Origin of the sequence: Streptomyces sp. yr375, assembly GCF_900110755.1 — a bacterium.
Lineage (GTDB): Bacteria > Actinomycetota > Actinomycetes > Streptomycetales > Streptomycetaceae > Streptomyces.
Genome location: NZ_FOFF01000049.1, coordinates 15,032 through 36,337, shown reverse-complemented (window position 1 = coordinate 36,337; position 21,306 = coordinate 15,032). Strand labels below are relative to the sequence as shown.

The 21,306-nt window shown below is 72.7% G+C and carries 17 protein-coding genes; 9 read left to right on the top strand and 8 right to left on the bottom strand.

Annotated elements, in window-relative coordinates:
- The first annotated feature begins 160 nt into the window (after window positions 1-160).
- From BMZ82_RS32630 to ccsB, 5 genes are all read left to right on the top strand, one after another.
- Window positions 161-1,486, top strand: a complete 1,326-nt coding sequence (locus BMZ82_RS32630; protein WP_093781037.1) for a polysaccharide deacetylase family protein — start codon at window positions 161-163, stop codon at window positions 1,484-1,486.
- 66 nt (window positions 1,487-1,552) lie between these two features.
- Window positions 1,553-2,197 carry a TlpA family protein disulfide reductase gene (locus tag BMZ82_RS32625; protein ID WP_093781009.1) on the top strand — a complete coding sequence of 215 codons (645 nt, stop codon included), beginning with the start codon at window positions 1,553-1,555 and terminating at the stop codon, window positions 2,195-2,197.
- A gap of 1 nt (window position 2,198) precedes the next feature.
- The gene (locus tag BMZ82_RS32620; RefSeq protein ID WP_093781008.1) at window positions 2,199-2,990 is read left to right on the top strand and encodes a cytochrome c biogenesis CcdA family protein; all 792 of its coding nucleotides are present in this window, start codon (window positions 2,199-2,201) and stop codon (window positions 2,988-2,990) included.
- A gap of 3 nt (window positions 2,991-2,993) precedes the next feature.
- Window positions 2,994-4,781 carry a cytochrome c biogenesis protein ResB gene (locus tag BMZ82_RS32615; RefSeq protein ID WP_093781007.1) on the top strand — a complete coding sequence of 596 codons (1,788 nt, stop codon included), beginning with the start codon at window positions 2,994-2,996 and terminating at the stop codon, window positions 4,779-4,781.
- On the top strand, window positions 4,778-5,860 hold the full coding sequence (gene ccsB, locus BMZ82_RS32610) for a c-type cytochrome biogenesis protein CcsB (protein ID WP_093781006.1): 1,083 nt from the start codon (window positions 4,778-4,780) through the stop codon (window positions 5,858-5,860). Before BMZ82_RS32615 ends, ccsB begins: the two co-directional genes overlap by 4 nt.
- Window positions 5,861-5,874: 14 nt before the next feature.
- Here the strand turns inward: ccsB and BMZ82_RS32605 are convergent, their stop codons facing one another.
- Entirely contained in the window at window positions 5,875-7,440 is a 1,566-nt protein-coding gene (locus BMZ82_RS32605; RefSeq protein WP_093781005.1) for an ABC transporter substrate-binding protein, read from the bottom strand.
- Window positions 7,440-9,629 carry a hypothetical protein gene (locus BMZ82_RS32600; protein ID WP_256252244.1) on the bottom strand — a complete coding sequence of 730 codons (2,190 nt, stop codon included), beginning with the start codon at window positions 9,627-9,629 and terminating at the stop codon, window positions 7,440-7,442. Before BMZ82_RS32600 ends, BMZ82_RS32605 begins: the two co-directional genes overlap by 1 nt.
- A 244-nt stretch (window positions 9,630-9,873) precedes the next feature.
- Between BMZ82_RS32600 and BMZ82_RS32595 the strand changes: the two genes are divergently transcribed.
- Both BMZ82_RS32595 and BMZ82_RS32590 read left to right on the top strand, forming a co-directional pair.
- The gene (locus BMZ82_RS32595; RefSeq protein ID WP_093781004.1) at window positions 9,874-10,866 is read left to right on the top strand and encodes an ATP-binding cassette domain-containing protein; all 993 of its coding nucleotides are present in this window, start codon (window positions 9,874-9,876) and stop codon (window positions 10,864-10,866) included.
- Window positions 10,863-11,657, top strand: coding sequence for an ABC transporter permease (locus tag BMZ82_RS32590; RefSeq protein WP_093781003.1), 795 nt, complete (start codon window positions 10,863-10,865; stop codon window positions 11,655-11,657). The genes BMZ82_RS32595 and BMZ82_RS32590 overlap by 4 nt, the downstream gene beginning before the upstream one ends.
- On the opposite strand, the gene BMZ82_RS32585 is transcribed toward BMZ82_RS32590, so the two are convergent.
- From BMZ82_RS32585 to BMZ82_RS32575, 3 genes are all read right to left on the bottom strand, one after another.
- Window positions 11,638-14,781: an ATP-binding protein gene (locus BMZ82_RS32585; RefSeq protein ID WP_093781002.1), complete on the bottom strand. Its 3,144-nt coding sequence runs from the start codon at window positions 14,779-14,781 to the stop codon at window positions 11,638-11,640. The two genes, BMZ82_RS32590 and BMZ82_RS32585, sit on opposite strands and share 20 nt — an antisense overlap.
- 87 nt (window positions 14,782-14,868) lie before the next feature.
- The gene (locus BMZ82_RS32580; protein ID WP_093781001.1) at window positions 14,869-15,852 is read right to left on the bottom strand and encodes an isopenicillin N synthase family dioxygenase; all 984 of its coding nucleotides are present in this window, start codon (window positions 15,850-15,852) and stop codon (window positions 14,869-14,871) included.
- Window positions 15,845-16,294 carry a nucleoside deaminase gene (locus BMZ82_RS32575; RefSeq protein ID WP_093781000.1) on the bottom strand — a complete coding sequence of 150 codons (450 nt, stop codon included), beginning with the start codon at window positions 16,292-16,294 and terminating at the stop codon, window positions 15,845-15,847. The genes BMZ82_RS32580 and BMZ82_RS32575 overlap by 8 nt, the downstream gene beginning before the upstream one ends.
- A gap of 99 nt (window positions 16,295-16,393) precedes the next feature.
- On the opposite strand from BMZ82_RS32575, the gene BMZ82_RS32570 reads away from it, so the two are divergent.
- Window positions 16,394-17,668, top strand: a complete 1,275-nt coding sequence (locus BMZ82_RS32570; protein ID WP_093780999.1) for a PucR family transcriptional regulator — start codon at window positions 16,394-16,396, stop codon at window positions 17,666-17,668.
- A 91-nt stretch (window positions 17,669-17,759) separates the two neighbouring features.
- Window positions 17,760-18,548, top strand: a complete 789-nt coding sequence (locus tag BMZ82_RS32565) for a CDP-alcohol phosphatidyltransferase family protein (RefSeq protein WP_093780998.1) — start codon at window positions 17,760-17,762, stop codon at window positions 18,546-18,548.
- Here BMZ82_RS32565 and BMZ82_RS32560 read toward each other — a convergent pair.
- From BMZ82_RS32560 to BMZ82_RS32550, 3 genes are all read right to left on the bottom strand, one after another.
- Window positions 18,487-19,272 carry a MerR family transcriptional regulator gene (locus BMZ82_RS32560; RefSeq protein ID WP_093780997.1) on the bottom strand — a complete coding sequence of 262 codons (786 nt, stop codon included), beginning with the start codon at window positions 19,270-19,272 and terminating at the stop codon, window positions 18,487-18,489. The two genes, BMZ82_RS32565 and BMZ82_RS32560, sit on opposite strands and share 62 nt — an antisense overlap.
- Window positions 19,273-19,304: 32 nt before the next feature.
- Entirely contained in the window at window positions 19,305-20,732 is a 1,428-nt protein-coding gene (locus BMZ82_RS32555) for a purine-cytosine permease family protein (protein ID WP_093780996.1), read from the bottom strand.
- A 98-nt stretch (window positions 20,733-20,830) separates the two neighbouring features.
- Window positions 20,831-21,241: a PLD nuclease N-terminal domain-containing protein gene (locus BMZ82_RS32550; protein WP_093780995.1), complete on the bottom strand. Its 411-nt coding sequence runs from the start codon at window positions 21,239-21,241 to the stop codon at window positions 20,831-20,833.
- Between the last annotated feature and the right edge of the window lie 65 nt (window positions 21,242-21,306).

The window sequence follows — 21,306 nt, the reverse complement described above, 5'->3', positions numbered from 1 at the left end:
TCCTGAACCCCGAGTCCTCAACCCCGAGTCCGGAACCTGAGTCCGGGCTGAGGGTTCGCTGTTACCGAATCCGGAAGTACGAGCGGAACCCTCTCGTTCATCATGTCCTCTGAATAAATGACCGCCACAGAGGACCCTGACGAACGAGGACGCCATGCGCATGCGCACGATCACGCGAAGGGGAGCGCTCGGACTCGGTGCCGGGGCTGCCGCGGCCGCCGGACTGGCCGGCTGCGGCAGCCTCACCGACTCCGACGGGCCCAAGCACGGCGGCTCGGGCAAGGGCGGGTCCGGGAGCAGCGCCTCGGCCAGCCCGAAGGCCGCCGCCCGCCCCCTCGGTGACGGCTCGACCTCCTTCACCGGCAAGCAGCCGCACCAGCCGGCCAAGCCGGTGCCGCTGGAGCCGGGCCAGGAGCCGCCGCAGTTCGTCGTCTTCTCGTGGGACGGCGCGGGCGAGGTCGGCAACGGCCTCTTCCCGCGCTTCCTCGACCTCGCCAAGGAGCACGGCGCGGGCATGACGTTCTTCCTCTCCGGGCTGTATCTGCTGCCCGAGTCGAAAAAGCGCCTCTACGACCCGCCGAACAACCCGCTCGGCGCGTCCGACATCGGCTACCTCACCGACGAGCACGTCAAGATGACGCTCACCAACGTCCGCCGCGCCTGGCTCGAAGGGCACGAGATAGGCACCCACTTCAACGGGCACTTCTGCTCCGGGCACGGCACCGTCGGCAACTGGACGGCCAAGCAGTGGCGCAGCGAGATAGACCAGGCCAAGTCGTTCGTGAAGAACTGGCGGACCAACACCGGCTGGACCGACCTGGCCGCACTGCCCTTCGACTACGAGAAGGAACTCGTCGGCGGCCGCACACCCTGCCTCCTCGGCCAGGACAACCTGCTGCCCACCGCGAAGGAGCTCGGCTGGCGCTACGACGCCTCCTCGCCGGGCGGGCGTCAGGTGTGGCCGCAGAAGCGGGGCGGGCTGTGGGACCTGCCGTTGCAGCAGGTGCCGTTCCCCGGGCACAGCTTCGAGGTCCTGTCGATGGACTACAACATGCTCGCCAACCAGTCGGTGAACTCGACGAAGGCGCCCCCGGAGAACTACCCGGCCTGGCGCAAGCAGTCCGCGCAGGCCTACATCCAGGGCTTCCAGCGGGCCTACGAGTCCAACCGCGCGCCGTTCTTCGTCGGCAACCACTTCGAGCAGTGGAACGGCGGGATCTACATGGACTCCGTCGAGGAGGCCTTCAAGCACATCGCGCGCGAGAAGGAGAAGGGCGCGGACGTACGGATGGTCTCCTTCCGGCAGTTCGTGGACTGGATCGACGTCCAGAAGCCGGAGGTCCTCGACAAGCTCCGCACCCTCGACGTCGGCCAGCAGCCGGCGGGTGGCTGGAAGACGTTCCTGGCCGCGACCCCGAAGGCCTCGAAAACCTCGTCGAGCCCGTCCGCCTCGACGACCCCCACGGGCTCCGGATCCGCCGCCTGAAATGCGGTTTTCTCCCCGCACGGGGGGCGGGCAAGATCCCCAGAACGGGCATGCGAAACTTTTCACATGAGTGCCGCCAGCCGCGCCCCCCTAGCCCCTCCGCGCTCGACCACCCGGTTCCGCTCGCGCCGTGCCGCCGCCCTGGCCACGGCCGCAGGCTCGGCCGCCGCCGCGCTGCTGCTGTCCGGGTGCACCTCCGGAGGGACCTCCGGGGGCGGCGGTGACACCAACTTCGTGATGGGCAAGGACGGCATCTCCACCGTCGACCAGGGCAAGCGCGCCGCCGCGCCCGACCTGTCCGGCAAGACCATCGACGGCAAGCAGCTCGACGTCGCCGCCTTCAAGGGCAAGGTCGTCGTCCTCAACGTGTGGGGCTCCTGGTGCTCCCCGTGCCGTGCCGAGGCCCCGGGCTTCCAGAAGGTCTACCAGGACCTCAAGGCCGACGGTGTGCAGTTCGTCGGCATCAACACCCGCGACACCGAGGCCGCCAACGCGGTCGCCTTCGACAAGGCGTACGGCATCGACTACCCCAGTCTGTACGACCCGACGGGCAAGCTGATGCTCCGCTTCAAGAAGGGCACCCTCAACCCGCAGGCCATCCCCTCCACGCTCGTCATCGACCGGGAGGGGAAGGTCGCCGCCCGCTCGCTGACCGCGCTCAGCGAGGAGAAGCTGCGCACGATGATCTCCCCGGTCCTCGCGGAGAAGTGACGTGAGCGCGTTCACCCCCCTCGCGGCCGCCTCCACCCTCGCCGCGGCCACCGACCCCAACCAGACGGTGCTGACCGGCGCGCTGCTGCTCGCGCTGCCCGTCGCCCTGCTCGGCGGCCTCGTCTCCTTCTTCTCGCCGTGCGTCCTGCCGCTCGTCCCCGGCTATCTGTCGTACGTCACCGGCGTCGCCGGCACCGATCTCGCGGAGGCCCGGCGTGGCCGGATGGTCGCCGGGGCCTCCCTGTTCGTCCTCGGCTTCACCGCCGTGTTCGTGTCCAGCGGGGCGCTGTTCGGCTACTTCGGGGACACGCTCCAGGCGAACCGGGACGTCCTGTCCAAGGTGCTGGGCGTGCTCATGATCCTCATGGGCGTCTTCTTCATGGGTCTGATGCCCTGGATGACGCAGCGGGAGTTCCGCCTCCACAAGCGGCCCGTCGCCGGACTGGCGGGCGCGCCGCTGCTCGGGGCGCTGTTCGGCATCGGCTGGACGCCGTGCATCGGCCCCACCCTCGCCTCCGTGATCGCCCTCTCCTCCCAGCAGGGGAGCGCGGGCCGCGGTGCCATACTGACCGTCGCCTACTGCCTCGGCCTCGGCCTGCCGTTCGTGCTCGCCGCGGTCGCCTTCCGCAAGGCGCTCGGTGCCTTCGGCTGGGTCAAGCGCCACTACGTCTGGGTGATGCGGATCGGCGGCACGATGATGATCGTGACCGGTCTGCTGCTGCTGACCGGTGTGTGGGACCGCCTCGTGCAGGACATGCAGTCCTGGTCCGCCGGCTTCACTGTGGGGATCTGAACCATGAGCAAGACCACGACCACCGGCGACAAGACCCCGCCCGTCACCCCCGACGGCCGGGAGCCCGTCACCCCCGACGACCGGGAGCCCGGCGCGGCCGACGACCAGGGTCTCGGCGCTGCCGGTTCCCAACTGTCCACCGCGCCCGTGGAGTCGCTCTCCACCGCGCCCGGTCTGGGCGTGCTGGGCTGGGCCCGCTGGTACTGGCGGCAGCTCACCTCCATGCGGGTCGCGCTGCTGCTGCTCCTGCTGCTGGCGCTCGGCGCGATCCCCGGCTCGCTGATCCCGCAGTCCGGCACCGACGAGACGAAGGTCGCCGACTTCCGCCAGGCGCACGGGACGCTCGGGCCGATCTACGACAAGCTCGGCCTGTTCCACGTCTACAGCTCGGTGTGGTTCTCCTCGGTCTACATCCTGCTGTTCGTCTCCCTCATCGGCTGCATCGTGCCCCGCACCTGGCAGTTCGTGGGCCAGTTGCGCAGCCGTCCGCCGGGCGCGCCGAAGCGGCTGACCCGGCTGCCCGCCTACACGACGTGGCGCACGCGCGCCGAGCCCGAGGAGGTCCGCGAGGCCGCCCTCGCCCTCCTCGGCAAGCGCCGCTTCCGCGCCCATCTCGCCGGGGACGCCGTCGCCGCCGAGAAGGGCTATCTCCGCGAGGTCGGCAACCTGGCCTTCCACATCGCGCTGATCGTGATGCTGACCGCCTTCGCCTGGGGCCAGCTCTTCAAGACCGAGGGCAACAAACTGGTCGTCGAGGGCGACGGCTTCTCCAACACCCTCATCTCCTACGACGACTTCAAGTCCGGCACCCTCTTCGACACCGGCGACCTGACGCCGTTCAGCTTCACCCTGGACAAGTTCACCGGCACGTACGAGACGAGCGGCCCCAACAAGGGCACCCCGCGCACCTACCAGGCGGCCATCACCTACAGCGTCGGCGCGTACGGCAAGGACCGGAAGACCCTCGTCAAGGTCAACCACCCGCTGGAGATCGGCGACTCCAAGGTCTACCTCACGGCCCACGGCTACGCCCCCCGCGTGACCGTCCGCGACGGCCGGGGCAAGGTCGTCTACCGCGACGCCGTACCGCTGCTGCCGCTCGACTCCAACGTCACCTCCTCCGGCGTCGTCAAGGTCCTGGACGGCTACCGGGACGCGAAGGGCACCGGCGAGCAGCTCGCCTTCCAGGCCGCGTTCCTGCCGACGTACACCAAGGGCAACGAGGTCTCCTCCACCTTCCCGGCGCTGCGCAACCCCGTACTGAACCTCACGCCGTACCACGGCGATCTCGGCGTCGACTCGGGCATCCCGCAGAGCGTGTACCAGCTCGACAAGACCCACATGAAGGAATACAAGGACGCCAAGGGCGCGCAGGTGCGGGAGAACCTCAGGCCCGGCGAGACCCTGACCCTCCCGAACGGCGCGGGCTCCATCACCTACGACGGCACCAGCGAGTGGGCCAACTTCCAGGTCACCCAGCAGCCCGCGAGCGGCTGGGCGCTCGGCGGTTCCGTCACCGCGATCTTCGGCCTGGCCGGTTCCCTGTTCATCCAGCGCCGCCGGGTGTGGGTGCGCGCGGTCAAGGGGGCCGACGGCGTGACGGTCGTCGAGATGGCCGGGCTCGGCCGCAGCGAGTCCGCCAAGGTGCCCGAGGAACTCGGCGACCTCGCCGGGATCCTGTACGACCGGGTCCCGGGCCCCCCGCAGGACCACCCCGGCACCCCGCACGACCCCGACCCCGATCCCGACCCCCAAGCCGTACCTGCCGAAGCAGAAGGGGCTGAGCAGTGATTCTCGCCGCCGCCACCAACGAAAGCCTCGCGAGCATCAGCAACACGCTGATCTACTCCGCGATGGCCGTCTACACCCTGGCCTTCTTCGCCTACATCGCCGAATGGCTCCTCGGCAGCCGCAGCAAGGTCGGCCGCACGGCCGCCGCGCTCACCGCGGGCACGGAGACGAAGAAGTCGCCGGCCGTCACCGTGCAGCAGGCCAACGGCGGTACGGCCGTCCTGGAGCGCCCGCAGGTCGTCGTACGCTCCGCGGCCGGTTCGCGCGACGTGCCCGACGGGCCCGGCGCGCACGGCGGTGACGTGCAGGGCGACATGTACGGCCGGATCGCGATCTCGCTCACGGTGCTCGCGTTCCTCGTCGAGCTGGCGGGCGTCATCGCCCGCGCGGCCTCGGTGGAACGGGCCCCCTGGGGCAACATGTACGAGTTCAACATCACCTTCTCCACGGTGGCCGTCGGCGTCTATCTGACCCTGCTGGCGCTGCGCAAGAACGTGCGCTGGCTCGGCCTGTTCCTCATCACCTCGGTCCTGCTCGACCTGGGCCTCGCGGTCACCGTCCTCTACACGGCGAGCGACCAGCTCGTCCCGGCGCTGCACTCGTACTGGCTGTACATCCACGTCTCCACCGCGATCTTCTGCGGCGCGGTGTTCTACGTCGGCGCGGTCACCACGATCCTGTACCTGTTCAAGGACGCCTACGAGAACAAGCTCGCGACCGGCGGCACCCCCGGCAAGTTCGCGAACTCCGTGCTGGACCGGCTGCCCGCCGCCGCCTCCCTCGACAAGTTCGCCTACCGGGTCAACGCGGCGGCCTTCCCCCTCTGGACGTTCACGATCATCGCGGGCGCGATCTGGGCGGGCGACGCGTGGGGCCGCTACTGGGGCTGGGACCCCAAGGAGACCTGGGCGTTCATCACGTGGGTCGGCTACGCCTGCTACCTGCACGCCCGCGCCACCGCCGGCTGGAAGGGCCGCAAGGCCGCCTACCTGGCCCTCCTCGCCTTCGGCTGCTGGCTGTTCAACTACTACGGCGTCAACATCTTCGTCACCGGCAAGCACTCCTACGCCGGGGTGTAGCCGCCCGGGCGCGGTCAGGACGGGGGCAGGCACGCGTTCGTCGGGGGCCTGCCCTCCGGCCAGGCGATGCGGACGAAGCGGGAGCCGCCGTCGGCGTGGAGCTCCACGATCGGGACGGCCTTGTCGTACGGGTTGCCGTGCACGTCCAGGCAGATCCAGCCGCTCGCGCCGTTCACCCGCAGTGAGCCTTTGACCTGCGGCCACTGGAGGCCGACGTCGGTGAGGGGCGGGACGGTCGCGCCGTCGGGGGTGGCCTCGCGGATGCCGTGCACGGCGAGCGTCAACGCGTCGTAGCCGATGGTGAGTTGGCCGTCGTCCAGGGCGACCGTGCCGATCGGGCCGACCGGTTCGCGGGCGGCGCGGGCGATCAGGTCGGTGAGCACCTTCGCGTCCGCCGCCGAACCGCCGGGCCCCGCCGGGGACTTCGTCCAGGCGTCCGGGTGGGCGAGGGCGGTGTAGCGCACGGACAGGTTGTGGGTGAGGGCCGTGCGGTCGAGTTTCTTGTCGCCGGACAGGTACGAGCCCTCGTCGCCGGTCAGCACGGTGAACCGGCGGTTCTGGCAGCCACGGGTGCCGAGCGCGTTGATGAACTGCCGCAACTGCGTGTGCCGGCCGGCGAACAGGATGGTGTCGGTGCCCGCCGAGGTGTCGCACACCAGGTGGGTGATCTGCCGGAAGGTGTTCGCCGTCGTCCCTTCCCGGGTGCGGTCGGCGGGCGGGGTGAACGGCTGCGGCTCGTAGGGCGAGCCCTTGAGCAGCGTGGCGAACGACGTCTGGAGCGTCCGCGTGTACGGGTCGCCGGGCTTGTCGTACACCAGCAGCGCACGGCCCGCCTCGACCTTGGCGAACGAGGCCAGGGCGCGCGCCTCGTCGGTGTTGGTGGGGGCGACCCGGGCCAGCCCGGGGAACGGGTCCTTGCCGCGCTGCCCGTTGGCGAGGTCGTCGGCGGTGATGGACGCGCCGACCACCGGGATGCCCCGCCGGGTCAGTTCGGCCACGGCCTTCTTGTTGTTGTCGGTGCTCTGGCCGACCCCGGCGACCGCGCGCAGCTTGTCCGCGGACTTCGTCATCCGCTCCAACTGGTCGACCATCGCCGCCCAATGGTCGCTGGTGGCACCGGGGTTGGCGAGCACCAGCCGGATCGCCGGGGCCTGCCCGTTGGAGGTGTGGTTGGCCTGCCACTGCGCCAAGTAGGCACCCTGCAACTCGTGTTGGATGTCGCTGAGGGTGGACGCGGTGGTGGCGGTGTAGGGGAGCATCAGCGCGACCGTGACGTAACTGCCCGCCGTGAGGCGGTCGTTCTCCCGGTCGATGGCCCGTACCGCGTCCCGCAGTTGGGGATGCCCGAAGTCGTACGCGCCGGTGGCCACGCCCACGCACTCGTCGCTGCCGGCCGGCCGGGCCACCCCAGGACCGCAGGTGCGGTCCTCGTCGGTGACCGTCCGCACGGCGAAGACCAGCCCCGTCAGCACGGCGGCCGTGGCCAGCAGGGCCAGATAGCGGTGCAGGCGGATCTCCCAGACCTCCCGCAGCCACCGCACCAGCGCGCCGCCGTCCCCGTTCCCGCCCCCGCCGGCCATCACGCCACCCCGTCCCCGTCGTCGTCCCCGTCGCCTGGTCGGTTCCCGTCCCCGTCGTCGCCGTCGGTGTCGCCCTCCTCCGTCGGTGTGCGCAGCGGGCGGCCCGCGCGGGCGTCCCGGGGCCAGGACTGGGACGCCGCGAAGAGCAGCGCGCCCCCGGCCGGGCGCAGGTCGGACAGTTGCAGCAGCTCGAACTCCAGCCGCCCGCACACCTTCGGGTCCGGCAGCACGAGCGGGTCGGTGACCTGCCACACCGCGTGCAGCAGCCGCCGGATCCGCAGGTGCAGGGCGGTGTTCACGCCGTCCGGGGGCTGCTGGGCGGCGTCCGTGCGGCCCAGCGCGACGGCCGTGCGGCGGTCGTCGTGGCCGTCGAAGTCGCGGCCCTCGGCGTCGTGGGCGTGGAAGTAGGGCGCGGACGCCAGGAAGCGGAGGGTGTCCAGCCAGGTGCGGGTGCGCAGCACGGTGAACGTGTCCCGCAGATGGGCCACCGCGCCGGCCGTGTCGCCGAGCGCCAGCTCGTGGTAGAGGCGGAAGGCGTCGGCACCGGGGCTCGGGGTCCGGGCGCCGGGGCCGGCCGCGAAGTGGGCGATCATCGTCTCGTGCACCTCGCGCCATTTGGCGTGGTCGGGGTGGCGGTGGTGCAGCCGGAGCAGCAGCAGGGTGCGCACGAACGGGTCGCCGACGAACTGGCCCGGCTCCGCCGTGAGCCCCTCCTCGGCGAGCCGCGCCCGCAGCGACCGTACGCCCGACGCGCCGAAGTCGTCCGGGAGCCCGGCGTGCGCGAGGGCGACGGCGGAGTCGTGGTCGTGGGCGGCGGCCAGGACCGTCAGCTCGTCGAGCCGGTCGGCGGGCACCAGCCGGCGCAGCAACTCGGCGTACGTGGGACGGCCGTCGTCGGCCTGCCCCTCCTCCAGCTTCACCTTCGCGATGAGCAGCCGCCCCAACGACGCGGCCCGGTCCGGGTGTTGCCGGGCTGCGGTGGCGAGCAGGACGATGCCCAGCGGATTGCCGCCGGTCAACCGGTGTGTGGCATGCGGGAGTTGGGGCGGGACCTCGGTGTCGTAGCAGACCGCGCCGACCATGTGCAGGGTGTCGTCGGGGGACAGCGGCGGCAGCGGCACCAGCAGCGCGCGGGAGGAGGGCGAGGTGCCCGGCTCCCAGTCCGTGGTGCGGGCGACGTCGGGGAGTTCGCGGCGGACGGCGTCCCCCAGCGCGGGATGGTTGGTGCCGCGTACGGTCGCGACCCAGATGACCTGGTCGGTGACGCCGTCCGCCCGGTCGCGCAGGACGGCGTCCAGCAGCCCCGGACCGGGCCCCCGGCGCGCGTTGTCGAGCAGGACGAGCGGCCGGCCCAGGCGCGTCAGATGCGAGCCGATGCCCGAGTAGGCGTCGGCCAGGTCGGCGAGCAGCGCGCGCACCAGCCAGCGCTCGGCGTGCTCGCGCGAGGTGCCGCCGGCCCGGAAGTTCCCGGCGAGCAGCAGCAGTCCGCGCTTGGCGTTGCCGCCCGCGTTCGGATACGCCCGGTACCAGGTGGCCGGCCGCTGCTCCTTGCGGTGCGTGACCCCCTCGGAGAGCGCCTCCAAGGTGGCCTCGACGGTCGCCGCGACGAACGGGTCGTCGCTGCTGGCCGCCGCGATCACCTTCGACGCGACCTTGGCCGCCCACCGCCCGGCCATGGTGAACCGCGTCGCCCGCTCGTTCAGCAGCAGGATCCGCACCAGTTCGCGCCGGATGCGGTCCGAGTCGGTACGGCCGCTCCAGTCGCTCGCCCGGACCGCGACCAGCCCCGCCGTCAGCCGCGGGAAGGTGAGCTGCCCGGCCGCCTTCACCGGCTCGGTCAACTGTTCGGCGATCACCAGCAGCGCCTGCCACACCGGCGACCAGGACTCGGGGCTCTCCTCGTGCGGCGGCCCCGCGAACTGCTCGTCCTCGCAGTCGACCAACGCGACCGGCGTCCGCCGCCGGGCCTCACCGCGCCGGTTGTGCCCGGTGTACGCCTCCCACAGCTCCCCGAGCACCGCGCTCTTGCCCGCGCCCCGGCCGCCCGCCAGCACCAACAGGGGTGGCCCCGAAGGGTGTTCGGGTCTCTGCGCGTGCAGCTCGTAGGGACGGATCCCCACCAGTCGCGGCACGAGGCCGGCGGGCTCCACGTCGAACAACGCGCCACGCCCGTACAACCGTCCGTACACCGCGCACCTCCCCCAGGGCCGGGTCCCAACGCAAGGGTAAGGAGGGGAAGTTGCTATGTGCCAGATCGCGTGGTGTCCATTGGGTCACGAAAGTGAGGAAACGAGCCGAAACGAGCACCGGCGTCCCGCTTCCCGCGCTCTGCTTCCAGGCTCTGCCGCCAGGCCCTGCCGCCAGGCCCTGCCTCCCGGGCGCTGAAACCGTCGTGAAACCGCGCTGAATGCGCCTCGCCGCACGCTCTGGCCCATGACGACAACGACCGACGAACTCGCGATCTCGGCCACCGGGCTGCGCAAGGCCTACGGGGACAAGACGGTCCTCGACGGCATCGACCTGTCGGTGCCCGCCGGCACCGTCTTCGCCCTGCTCGGCCCGAACGGCGCGGGCAAGACCACCGCCGTGAAGATCCTCTCCACCCTCGTCACCGCCGACGCCGGGGCCCTGCGGGTCGGCGGTCACGACCTCGCCGCCGACCCGCAGGCGGTCCGCGCCGCGATCGGCGTCACCGGCCAGTTCTCCGCCGTCGACGGACTGATCACCGGCGAGGAGAACATGCTCCTCATGGCGGACCTGCACCACCTGCCCCGCGCCGAGGGCCGCCGCACCGCCGCCGAACTCCTGGCGCGCTTCGACCTCACCGAGGCCGCGAAGAAGCCCGCCGCCACCTACTCCGGCGGCATGAAACGCCGCCTCGACCTCGCCATGACGCTGGTCGGCGGCCCGCGCATCATCTTCCTCGACGAGCCGACCACCGGCCTCGACCCGCGCAGCCGCCACACCACGTGGGGCATCATCCGCGCCCTCGTCGCCGACGGCGTCACCGTCTTCCTCACCACCCAGTACCTGGAGGAGGCCGACGAACTCGCCGACCGCATCGCGGTGTTGAACGACGGAAGGATCGCCGCCGAGGGCACCGCCGAGGAACTGAAGCGGATCGTCCCCGGCGGGCACGTCCGGCTGCGCTTCACCGACCCGGCCGCGTACCGGTCCGCCGCCGCAGCCCTGCGCGAGGTCACCCGCGACGACGAGTCGCTCTCGCTGAGCATCCCCAGCGACGGCAGCCAGCGCGAACTGCGCTCCATCCTCGACTGGTTGGACTCGACCGGCGTCGAGGCGGACGAACTGACCGTGCACACCCCCGACCTCGACGACGTGTTCTTCGCCCTGACCGGCCCGGCCGCGGGTTCCTCCACCGGCCCCACCACCGTCCCCAACCAGCCCAAGGAGAACGCCCGATGAGCAGCGCCCTCACCCTCGCCGTCCGCGACTCGTCGACGATGCTGCGCCGCAATCTGCTGCACGCCCGGCGCTACCCGTCCATGACCCTGAACCTGCTGCTCACGCCGATCATGCTGCTCCTGCTCTTCGTCTACATCTTCGGCGACGTGATGAGCGCGGGCATCGGCGGCGGCGGCGCGGACCGCGCCGACTACATCGCCTACATCGTCCCGGGCCTGCTGATGATGACCGTCGGCAGCACCGTGATCGGGGCCGCGGTGTCCGTCTCGATGGACATGAACGAGGGCCTCATCGCCCGCTTCCGCACGATGGCGGTCTACCGCGGCTCGGTGCTCATCGGGCACGTCGTCGGCAGCGTGGTGCAGGTGCTCGCCAGTCTGGTCCTCGTCGGTGCCGTCGCGGTGGCGATCGGCTTCCGGTCCACGGACGCCACGGCGCTGGAGTGGCTCGCGGCGTTCGGACTGCTCGCGCTGTTCTCCCTGGCGCTCACCTGGATCGCGGTCGGCATGGGCATGGCCAGCCCGAACCCCGAGGCGGCCAGCAACATGGCGATGCCGCTGATCCTCCTGCCGCTCGTCTCCAGCGCTTTCATCCCGGCCGACACGATGCCGGGCTGGTTCCAGCCGATCGCCGAGTACCAGCCGTTCACGCCGGCCATCGAGACCCTGCGCGGTCTGCTGCTCGGTACCGAGATCGGCGACAACGGGTGGATCGCGATCGCGTGGTGCGTCGGGCTGACCGTGCTCGGCTACCGCTGGGCGACGGCGCAGTTCAACCGCGACCCGAAGTAACCGCCATGACGGCGCGGGCCGCCTCCCGCAACTCGTCCCGCCCCAGGGCGGCGTACTCCGACACGGCGTCGGCGTACGCCGCCCCGGCCGCGTTCCCGGCGGCCCCGACCGCCTCGCGGGCGCGCTCCGACGACATCGTCGGCTGGTAGTCGCGCAGCACCCGCAGCCGTTCGGCCAGCGCCACCATCCGTACGGCCGGGTAGGCGTCGGTGTCGGTGTCGGCGGCGGCGAGTCCCGCCATGCCGAGGGCGTGCAGCACGGTTCCGTACACCGGGAGCTCCATGGGCGATCCGGCCGGACCGGCGAGCAGGGTCCGCAGCCCCCGCCGCAGCCGGTCGACCGTCTCCGCGACGAGTTCGAGACGCCCGGCGTGCGCGTGCGCCGTGACCGCCGCCGACTGGAGCTGGAGCGCCCACCGGTCGAGGAAGGGGTCGCCGCTGTTCATCGGGCCGGCCTCGACCACCCCCGTCACGGCCCCGCGCCACAGGCCGAGCCCGACCTCCGTCAGCCCGCGGGCGAGCGCGATCTCGGCGCGCCCGCCGACGTCCGCGCCGCCGGCGTCGTCCTGCTGCGCGGTGCCGACCTCCTCCGCCTGCCGCAGCCAGTACTCGGCCTCGTCGGGTTCGCCCCGGTGCAGACAGGCGAGGGCAAGGCCCCAGCGGACGCCGATGGAGTCGCGTTCGTCGCCGAGCCGGGGCAGCGCGGCGAGCGCCGCCCCGAGGTGCTCGTAGGCGTCGTCGCCCCGCTCCGTCTGGAGGCACAACTGGCTGAGCCGGGTGTGGCCGATGACCTGGAGGAACGGGTTGTCGACCGGGGCCAGCGCGGCGACCGCCCGGCGGGCCGAGGCGAGCGCGCGGTCGATGTCGTGCTCCGACTCCCAGACGTAGCCGGCGACGCACTCGGCGACACCGGCCAGCAGCGGCTGCTCGCTGTCGCAGAGCCCGCGCAGCACGTCGTAGTCGGGCGGCAGCATCTCGGGGACCGCGCTCAGCACCGCCGCGATCGCGCGCAGCAGCGTGTCCGGCGGGGCCGGGGGCAGCCGGCGGAGCGTGACGAGGTGGCGTACGACGTGCGGGCCGTAGCCCATGAACAGGCTCGCCGTGCACAACACCGCGGCGGCGCGGGCGACTTCGACGTACTCGGGCGCGGGGCGGTAGTGCGACAGCGGCGGGCCGGTGTCCGCGGCGAGGGCGGTGAGGCGCAGGTAGGTGGAGCCGGTGGACCACAGGGCGGCGAGGACGGCGGTCAGGGCGGCGGTGGTGGGGCCGTTTTGACGGGCCAGGGCGTGCCGCAGGGCCGCCACGAGGTTGTCCTGCTCGGCCCTGATCCGCTCCCACGAGGTCCGCGGCTGCGAGCCGAACAGCCAGTCGTGGTGCGCGACCCCGAACTCCCGTGCCCAGTCGAGGAATCGGCCGACGGCCGCCGCGTCCTCGCCCGCCGCCGTCCGCCGGGCCGCGCTGAACTCCCGTACGGTCTCCAGCATCCGGAACCGTACGCCGGTCGGGGTGTCGGCGACGGTGAGCAGCGACTGATCGGCAAGCTGCTCCAGCAGGAGCAACGCGTCCTCGCCGAGCACCTGTTCGGCCGTCTCGCCGGTGAAGCCGCCGGGGAAGACGGACAGTGTGCGCAGCGCGGCTCTGGCGTCCTCGGCGAGCAGGTTCCAGCTCCAGTCCACGACCGCGTGCAGCGTGCGGTGCCGTTCCGGTACGTCCCGCGCCCCGCCGCGCAGCAGCGCGAACCGGTCGCCGAGGCGGCGGGCGATCTCCGGCACGGACAGCACCCGCACCCGCGCCGCCGCCAACTCCACGGCGAGCGGCAGCCCGTCGAGGTGGCGGCACAGCTCGGCCACCGCGTCCGACGGCAGCTCCACGCCGGGCCGGGCGGCCCGGGCCCGCTGCGTGAACAGCTCGACGGAGGTGCCGAGCCGGAGCTCCGGCAGCGCGTACACCGCCTCCGACGTCAGCCCCAGCGGGGCCCTGCTGGTGGCGAGCACCCGCAGGTCCTTCGAGGACGACACCAGCGCCTGTACGAGGTCGGCGGCCCCCCGGACGACCTGCTCGCAGTTGTCCAGCACCAGCAGCGCGGGCCCGGAGCCGAGCACGCCGAGGATGCCGGAGACGGGGTCGGGGCCGCCGGGCGCGCCGGGCCGTCCCTCGCCCGCGCCGAGCGCGGAGGCCACTTCGGCGGTCACGTCCGCGTCCGTGGTGACACCGGCGAGCGGCACGAAGAACACCACGCGCTGCTCGGCCCGGCGGCTGACCGCGTACGCGAGCCGGGTCTTGCCGAGGCCGCCGGGCCCGACGACGGTGACGGCGCGCGAGGCCCGCAGCAGCCGCTCCAGGGCGGAGACGTCCTCGTCTCTCCCCAGCAGCGGATTCGGCTCGTGCGGCACCCCGTGCCGGACGGCGGGTGCCTCACCCTGCAACAACTCCCGCTGTACGGCCTTGAGTCCGGCCCCCGGATCCGTGCCGAGCGTGTCGCGCAGCTCACGGCGGTACGCCTCGTACCGGGTCAGCGCGGCCGACGGGCCCGCCGTCGCCGCCTCGCCGCGCAGCAGCTCGGCGAGGACCTCCTCGTCGCGCGGACGCGCCGCGCCGACCGCGGCCAGCGGCCCGGCCGCCTCCGCGTGCCGCCCCAGCCGGGCGAGCGCGAGCGCCCGCGCGCGGACGAGCGCGCCGTGCACGGGCGCGCGCTCGGCGCGCAACGCGGCGACGGGGTCGTCGGCCTCGTCGGCGTTGCCCGCCCACAGCGCGAGCCCCGCCTCGGCGGCGGCCAGCGACCCGGCGTGGTCCCCGGCCCGCGCCCGGTCCGCACTCGCGGCGGCGTGCAGCAACAGGGCGGAACTGTCCACCTGTTCCTCGCCGAGCGCGAGCCGGTACCCGCTCGGCGTACTCGCGATGACATCGCCGCCCAACTGCGCCCGCGCCCTCGACACGAGGACCTGCAACGCCTTCCCCGGCCGCTCCGGCAACTCGTCCGGCCACAGCCCCGCCACCAGCCGCTCGGTACTACAGCCGGTCCGCAGATCCCCCGCGAGCAACGCGAGCAGACCGCGCAGCCGGGGCGCGGTGACCTCCTGCCCGCGATAGGCGACACGCGGCAACAGGGTCAGGTCGGTGGTCACTCACGCAGACTAGCCCGGGGGCAGTCACCGGGCATCGCCCGGAACCCGACGCCGTACTCGCTGCTCGGTCGGACAGGAACGGGCCTGCTAGTCCACGGTGATCGAGTCCAGTTTCGCCCGCAGGTACGTGTGCGAGTCGACCGCCTCGTACGCCACCCGCCCGACCGGCGCGGGTACGGACTCCACGACCGTACCCGGGGTGCACTCGCCGAAGTAGACGAGGGAGATCAGCTCCTCGGCGGGGGTGTCGGCGGGCGGGGGCAGCACGCGGTGGCGGCCCGAGCGCCAGCGGTCGCCGGTCCAACGGGCCATCAGGTCGCCGATGTTGATGGTGAAGGCGGCGGGATCGAAGGGCGCGTCCTCCCAGCCGCCGTCGTCCGTCCAGACCTGGAGCCCGCCCTTGCCGGCCTGCCGGTCGAGGATCGTCACCGTCCCGAAGTCGGTGTGCGGGCCGATGCGGAACTGGCCGGGCTGCGGCTCGCCGACGACCTCCGTCCCCGGGTACCAGTTGACGTTGAAGCCGTAGGTCGGGTGGTCCATGTGCCGGGAGAAGAAGTCGGGTTCGAGGCCGAGCGCCTCCCCGAGCAGGGACAGCAACCGCTTCTCCAGCTCGGCCATCCGGTCCAGGTACTCCTCGCAGAGCGCCTGGAGCCCCGGCACCTCGGCCGGCCACACGTTGGGCGCGTACCACTCCGCGTTGACCGCCGGGTCGTCGAAGGGCTCGTGCGTGGCGAAGGTGAGCGACTCCTTGAGGTCCGGCGGGGTCTGCGTACCCTCCGAGTAGCCGTTCGCCTCCGCGCCGGGGCCGAGCCAGCCCCGCCCCCCGACCTTCGCCGCGTACGGCTGCTTGACCTCGGCGGGCAGCGCGAAGAACGCCCGCGCGGCCTCCCGGATGCCGTCGCGCAGCGCAGGGTCCACGCCATGCCCGGTGACCAGCAGGAACCCGGCCGTCTGGAGCGCTTCGTCGACGGTGCGGGCGATGGCGGTACGGGCCCGGGCGTCACCGTCCAGCCACGGACGCAGGTCGATGGTCGGGATACGGGGGGTCTGGGGGGTCTGGGGCTCAGTCACCGATGTCCTCGTTCCACAGTGCCGGGTTCTTCTCGATGAAGTCGCGCATCATCGCGACGCACTCGGGGTCGTCCAGGAGCACGATCTCGACGCCGTGCTCCGCCAGCCAGTCGTGCCCGCCGTGGAAGGTGGCCGCCTCGCCGATCACGACCCGCGAGATGCCGAACTGCCGCACCAGCCCGGAGCAGTACCAGCAGGGGGACAGCGTCGTCACCATCGTCGTACCGCGATACGTCCGCTGCCGTCCCGCCGCGCGGAACGCGGCCGTCTCCGCGTGCATGGACGGGTCGCCGTCCTGGACGCGCCGGTTGTGGCCCCGGCCGAGCAGGGTGCCGTCCGGGCCGAAGAGCGCCGCGCCGATCGGGATGCCGCCCTCGGCGAGACCCGCCCGCGCCTCGGCGACGGCGACGGCGAGCCGGGCGCGTTCCTGTGACTGATCCATACGCCCACTCTGCTGCGCCGGAAACACGAGGGCAACGTGCGGAAAGTACTCTCCCGGCAACCCGCAGCCGGACGTTCTGTCAGCGCCCTGGAGGTACCCGTGCCCGCACTCACCCTCCGTGAAGTCCTGGCCCTCGATTCGGTGCGGGCGGCCGAACCCGAACTGCTCGCCGGCGCGGGCGGCCTCGACCGACCCGTCCGCTGGGTGCACTCCAGCGAGGTCTACGAGGGCGCGAACTTCCTCGACGGCGGCGAACTGCTCCTCACCAACGGCTTCGGACTGACCGGCGGCACGGCGGAAGCGCGCCGCCGGTATGTGCGCGAGCTGGCCGCGCGGGGAGCCGTCGGCCTCGCCGTGGAGGTCGGACGGTCCCTGCCCGCCATGCCCGCGGAGGTCGTCGACGAGGCCCGCCGCCTCGCCCTCCCGCTGCTCGCCCTGCACCGGGTCGTGCCCTTCGTACGGATCACCGAGGCGGCCAACCGGGCGATCGTGGCCCGGGGCCTGTCGGGCCGGGCGGTGACCCGGCCGTGGGGCGACGACCACACGGCCGCCCTGCTCGCCGACCTCGCCGACCGCGCCGCCCTGAACCAGCCCGAGGTGGAGGCCCGCGCGGCCCTCACCGGGTTCCATCCGGGGCCGGGGGCACGGCTGATCGGCGTCTGCGTGCACGGCACCCGCGAGGTCGGCGCGGTCGACCGGGCCGTACGCCTGCTGGGCGGCGGTGGCGGTGGCGGCGGGGTGCTGCGGGCCGCCTTCCCCGGCGACGTCCTCGCACTCCTCGCCCTCCCCGGAAACCGCGTCGGCGATCCCGTACGGGTCGTCCAGGAGGCGTTCCGGACGGCGGCCGAGCCGGGGCTCACGGTCGCCGTCGGGCACGCGGTCGCGGCGGACGGCGGCTGGCTGCGCTGGAGCGAGACCCTGCGCGCCGCGCGGACGACGCTGGAGCTGGCGCTGACCGTCCCGCCCGCCGAGCCCGCCGCCCCCGACGGCCCCCTGGTGACCTCCGCCCGTGCCTTCGCCCTGGAACGCGAGCTGACCCGGGGCGGCGTCGACGTCAACCGGGAGCGGCTGGCCCGGCTCGTCCAGCATGCGCTGGGGCCGCTGCTGGCCTGGCAGGCGGCACACGCCAGCGACCTGGTCCGCACCCTGGAGGTGCACCTGCGCCACGGCTGCTCCCCGACCCGCACGGCCGCCCTCCTGCACATCGGCCGCCAGTCTCTCTACCAGCGGCTGGAACGCATCGAGTCCCTCCTCGGCCTGAAGATCGACGACCCCGAACTGCTCGGCGAACTGCTCACCGCGACCTGCGCGCACCGGGTGGTGCGGGGCACGGGGGCGGCGGCTTCGGGCAACGGGCTGCGCACGGTGGCCTGAGGGGGCGGGGACACCAACCGCCCCGCCGCTGCGGCCTCTTGGGGGATCTGTAGCCTTGCCCGATCATCAAGGGCTTGTGGGAGGAACCGTCATGGGTGCTGCTCCGGTGCTGGAGGAGCTGCGGGAGGTCTGCCAGCCGCAGGCCAAGCTCGCCAGTCGCAACGGCGAGCACTGGGCGGGCCGGCTGTACATGCGCCGCGTCTCGCTGCGGTTCACCCGCCAGTTGGTCCGCACCCCGGTCACCCCGGACCAACTGACCTGGACGATGGTGGTGTGCGGGGTGCTGTCCGGCGCGGCGCTGCTCGTCCCGGGGCTCACCGGGGCCGTACTCGCCGCCCTGCTCATGCAGTTGTTCCTCCTCTTCGACTGCGTCGACGGCGAAGTCGCCCGCTGGAAGGGGCAGAACAGCGCGACCGGCATCTACGTCGACCGGCTCGGCGCGTATCTCGCCGACGCCGCGCTGATGATCGGCTTCGGCTTCCGGGCCGCCGAGTCCGGCCTCGTCGGCGGCTGGGCGGGCTTCAACGGCTGGGTGTCGCTCGGCCTCGCGACCGCGCTCGGCGTCGTGCTGCTGAAGGCCTCGACCGACCTGGTGGACGTGGCCCGCGCCCGCCGGGGCCTGGCCGTCGCCGACGACGAGTCCACCGCGCCCCGCTCACAGGGCGTCGCCTCCCTGCGCCGGCTCGCCGCCGCCTTCAAGATCCACCGGGTCACCAACGGCATCGAGGCCTCCCTCGTCCTGCTCGCCGTGGCGTTCGCCGACGCGGCGACCGGCGGCGTCGAGCCGACCCGCTGGGCGCTGGCGGCGATCGCCGCGATCACCTGGCTGATGGTCCCGGCCCACCTGCTGTCGATCCTGTCGTCGTCCCGGCTGCGCTGACCTCCGGTTCGGCGACGCGGTCCAGGTAGTCGTGCAGACGTCCCGCGCCCGCCAGCATCGCGCGGGTGCGGGACGTCAGCGTCCGCGCGCGGTCCGCGAGCGCCGTCCGCAGCGCCGCCTCGCTGCCGCCCGCCCGGCGCAGCTCCGCCAGCACCGGGCGGATCTGCGCGAACAGGTAGTGGCTGCGCCGCAGGGACTGGATCACCCGGGCGTCCCGCACCTCGGCGGGGCCGAACACCCGGTAGCCGGTGGCGCGTTCGCGCGGCGGCGCGAGCAGTCCGGCCGCCTCCCACACCCGCAGCGCGGACGTCCGTACGCCGAGCAGCGCGGCGAGGTCGCCGATGCGCAGCCCGGAGTCGGCCTGCGCCGGAGCGGCCTCGCCGGTGGGCGCGGTGAGCGCGGTGAGGGCCTCGCCGGTCGCCCGCAGCGCCGTGCGCTCCTCGTGCAGCGCCGCGTGGGCCGCGTCGACGAGGGCGAGGGCGGCCGGGACGTCACCGGCGTGCAGTGTCCGCATGATCCGGGCCGCCGCCACCGGCCCGTACCCCGGCAGCAGCGCGCGGTGGGTCAGCAGCGCCTGCCGGTGGACGTCCGTGAAGGTGCGGTAGCCGGACGCCGTGCGCCCGGCCGGCGGCAGCACGCCCGCCTCCTCGTAGTTGCGGATCTGCTGCGTCGAGAGCCCGGCGAGCCGGGCGAGGTCGACGGTGCGCAGCGGGCGGTCGGTCATCCTGGGGCGCTCCGGGTGAGGGAGAGACCAACCTAGCCCCCGGCGACAGCCCGCCCCCGCCCGCGCCCGTCGGCCACCGCCCGCAGCGCCGCGTACAGCCCCGCGCTCACCACGAAGCCGACCAGGCACGTGATGTCGCCGAAGGACGCCCAGCGCTCCGGGACCCAGCCGACGTACTCCTCCTGGTTGGAGAACAGCGGCACGGAGACGGCGACGCCGATCAACAGGGCCGCCACACCAGGCCAGTTGGTAAAGGAACGGTCGCTCAGGCGGTGCGTCGACTCCGCCTCGGGCGTCCGGGAGCGCAGCCACCGTTCCGCCAGCACCACACCCAGCCACGGCCCCACCCAGTAGGCGATGACCAGCAGGAACGCCTCGTACGCCTGCCCGGCGTCGTCCAGGGACGCCCACGCCGCCGCCGTACCGGCCAGCCCGCACAGCACCACGATCGCGCCGCGGCCGAGCCACGACGGGAGTCTCAGACCGAGGGAGGTGATGGACATGGCGGAGGAGTAGACGTTCAGGGCGTTCGCCGAGACCGCGCCCAGGATGATCGCCACCAGCACCAAGTCACCGAGCAGGCCCGGGAGATGACCGGTGAAGGCGGCCGTCGGAGTGGCGTCCTTCGGCGCGACGATCGTCGCCGAGGCCGCGCCGATCACCGACACCGCCGCGACCGACACGAACAGCCCGACCGCCGGATGCAGCACCGTCCGCAGCTTGTTCGCCGTACGCGGCAGGTAACGCGAGTAGTCGCAGGCGTACGGGTTCCAGCCCGCCGTATAGCCCCAGGCCGTGCTGGTCGCGAGCAGGAAGCCGCCGATGCCGCCGCCCGTGCCGCCGCCGCCGAGGTCGGCCTCCTTGAACGTCCAGATCCCGGCGAGCAGGAACACCACGGCCAGCGCGGGGAACGCGTACTTCTCGAAGGCGTGGACGAAGTCGTGGCCGATGAAGCCGATGACGATCTCGACGGCCACCACCAGCAGCAGGGACGGGAGGGGTCGCAGCCCGGTCAGCGTGTTCAGCGCGAACGCCGCGCTCACACTGTTCACCGCGAACCAGCCGACCCCCGCGACCAGCGCGTTCACCCCGGACGGCAGCAGATTGCCCCGGTGTCCGAAGGAGAGCCGGCCGATCACCATCTGCGGGACGCCGAACCTCGGGCCGTCCAGCGACAGCACGCCCTGCGTCAGCGCCCCGAGCGCGCTGCCCAGCAGCAGGGCGGCCGTCGCCTCCCAGAAGCCCAGCCCGAAGAAGAGGACCGAGATCACGCCGATGTAGACGGTCGCGAACTCGATGTTCGGCGAGGCCCACGTCCACAGCAACTGCCGTGGGCTGCCGTGCCGTTCGGCGTCGGGAATGGGTTCCGAGCCCGCCGTCTCGACGGCGATGGCCTTGTCGCCGTACCCGGAGCCGGGGGCGGAGGTACTGGGTGATGTGCTGGCCGGAGCAGTCGTCATACGAGGCAAGTGTCCGGTCCCGGGCGGCCCCGGCCCAGAGGCGCACTGTCCGCTTCGGGCGGCTCACCGGCGTACAGCCTGTAGCCCCCGGGGCGGCCTCAGCCCTGCGGAGGCTGCGGAGGCTGCGGGTCCTCGCCGGACTCGCGGCGCTTCAGCTCCTCCTCGCGGCGACGCAGATCGGCCTCCCAGTCCTTGAGGAGCGCCTCGTCCTTCTTGTTGTCGTCCTTCAGGGACTTGAGGAACTCGGGGTTGTCGTCCGGCGCGACCCACTCGGTGCGGTGGCTGCGATGCCACTCGGACGGCGTCGCGCCATTCGGGCGGGCGCGGCGCGCCTTCCCTGCCACCAGCCAGGCCACCGGCCCGATGAGCACCTCGCCGAAAAGCAGGATGATGATGACCCACACCACCTTCGGCAACCCCCGCACCTCCTCCTCGGGAGTGTTCAGGCAGTCGATGAAGGCATAGATCCACAGCGCCAGGACCAGCAGGAACGGCAGATACCTGAGCATGGTGACGGGATCCCTCAGAAGACGGTGACGGGCCGCGCGACGGCCCCGGTGACGGGGCCAGGGTA

Bases quoted from the DNA above. Each gene is read 5' to 3' on its own strand.
- BMZ82_RS32630 (WP_093781037.1), top strand. From the start codon at position 161: ATGCGCACGATCACGCGAAGGGGAGCGCTCGGACTCGGTGCCGGGGCT.
- BMZ82_RS32625 (WP_093781009.1), top strand. From the start codon at position 1,553: ATGAGTGCCGCCAGCCGCGCCCCCCTAGCCCCTCCGCGCTCGACCACC.
- BMZ82_RS32615 (WP_093781007.1), top strand. From the start codon at position 2,994: ATGAGCAAGACCACGACCACCGGCGACAAGACCCCGCCCGTCACCCCC.
- BMZ82_RS32605 (WP_093781005.1), bottom strand. From the start codon at position 7,440: ATGGCCGGCGGGGGCGGGAACGGGGACGGCGGCGCGCTGGTGCGGTGG.
- BMZ82_RS32595 (WP_093781004.1), top strand. From the start codon at position 9,874: ATGACGACAACGACCGACGAACTCGCGATCTCGGCCACCGGGCTGCGC.
- BMZ82_RS32590 (WP_093781003.1), top strand. From the start codon at position 10,863: ATGAGCAGCGCCCTCACCCTCGCCGTCCGCGACTCGTCGACGATGCTG.
- BMZ82_RS32575 (WP_093781000.1), bottom strand. From the start codon at position 16,294: ATGGATCAGTCACAGGAACGCGCCCGGCTCGCCGTCGCCGTCGCCGAG.
- BMZ82_RS32565 (WP_093780998.1), top strand. From the start codon at position 17,760: ATGGGTGCTGCTCCGGTGCTGGAGGAGCTGCGGGAGGTCTGCCAGCCG.
- BMZ82_RS32560 (WP_093780997.1), bottom strand. From the start codon at position 19,272: ATGACCGACCGCCCGCTGCGCACCGTCGACCTCGCCCGGCTCGCCGGG.
- BMZ82_RS32555 (WP_093780996.1), bottom strand. From the start codon at position 20,732: ATGACGACTGCTCCGGCCAGCACATCACCCAGTACCTCCGCCCCCGGC.
- BMZ82_RS32550 (WP_093780995.1), bottom strand. From the start codon at position 21,241: ATGCTCAGGTATCTGCCGTTCCTGCTGGTCCTGGCGCTGTGGATCTAT.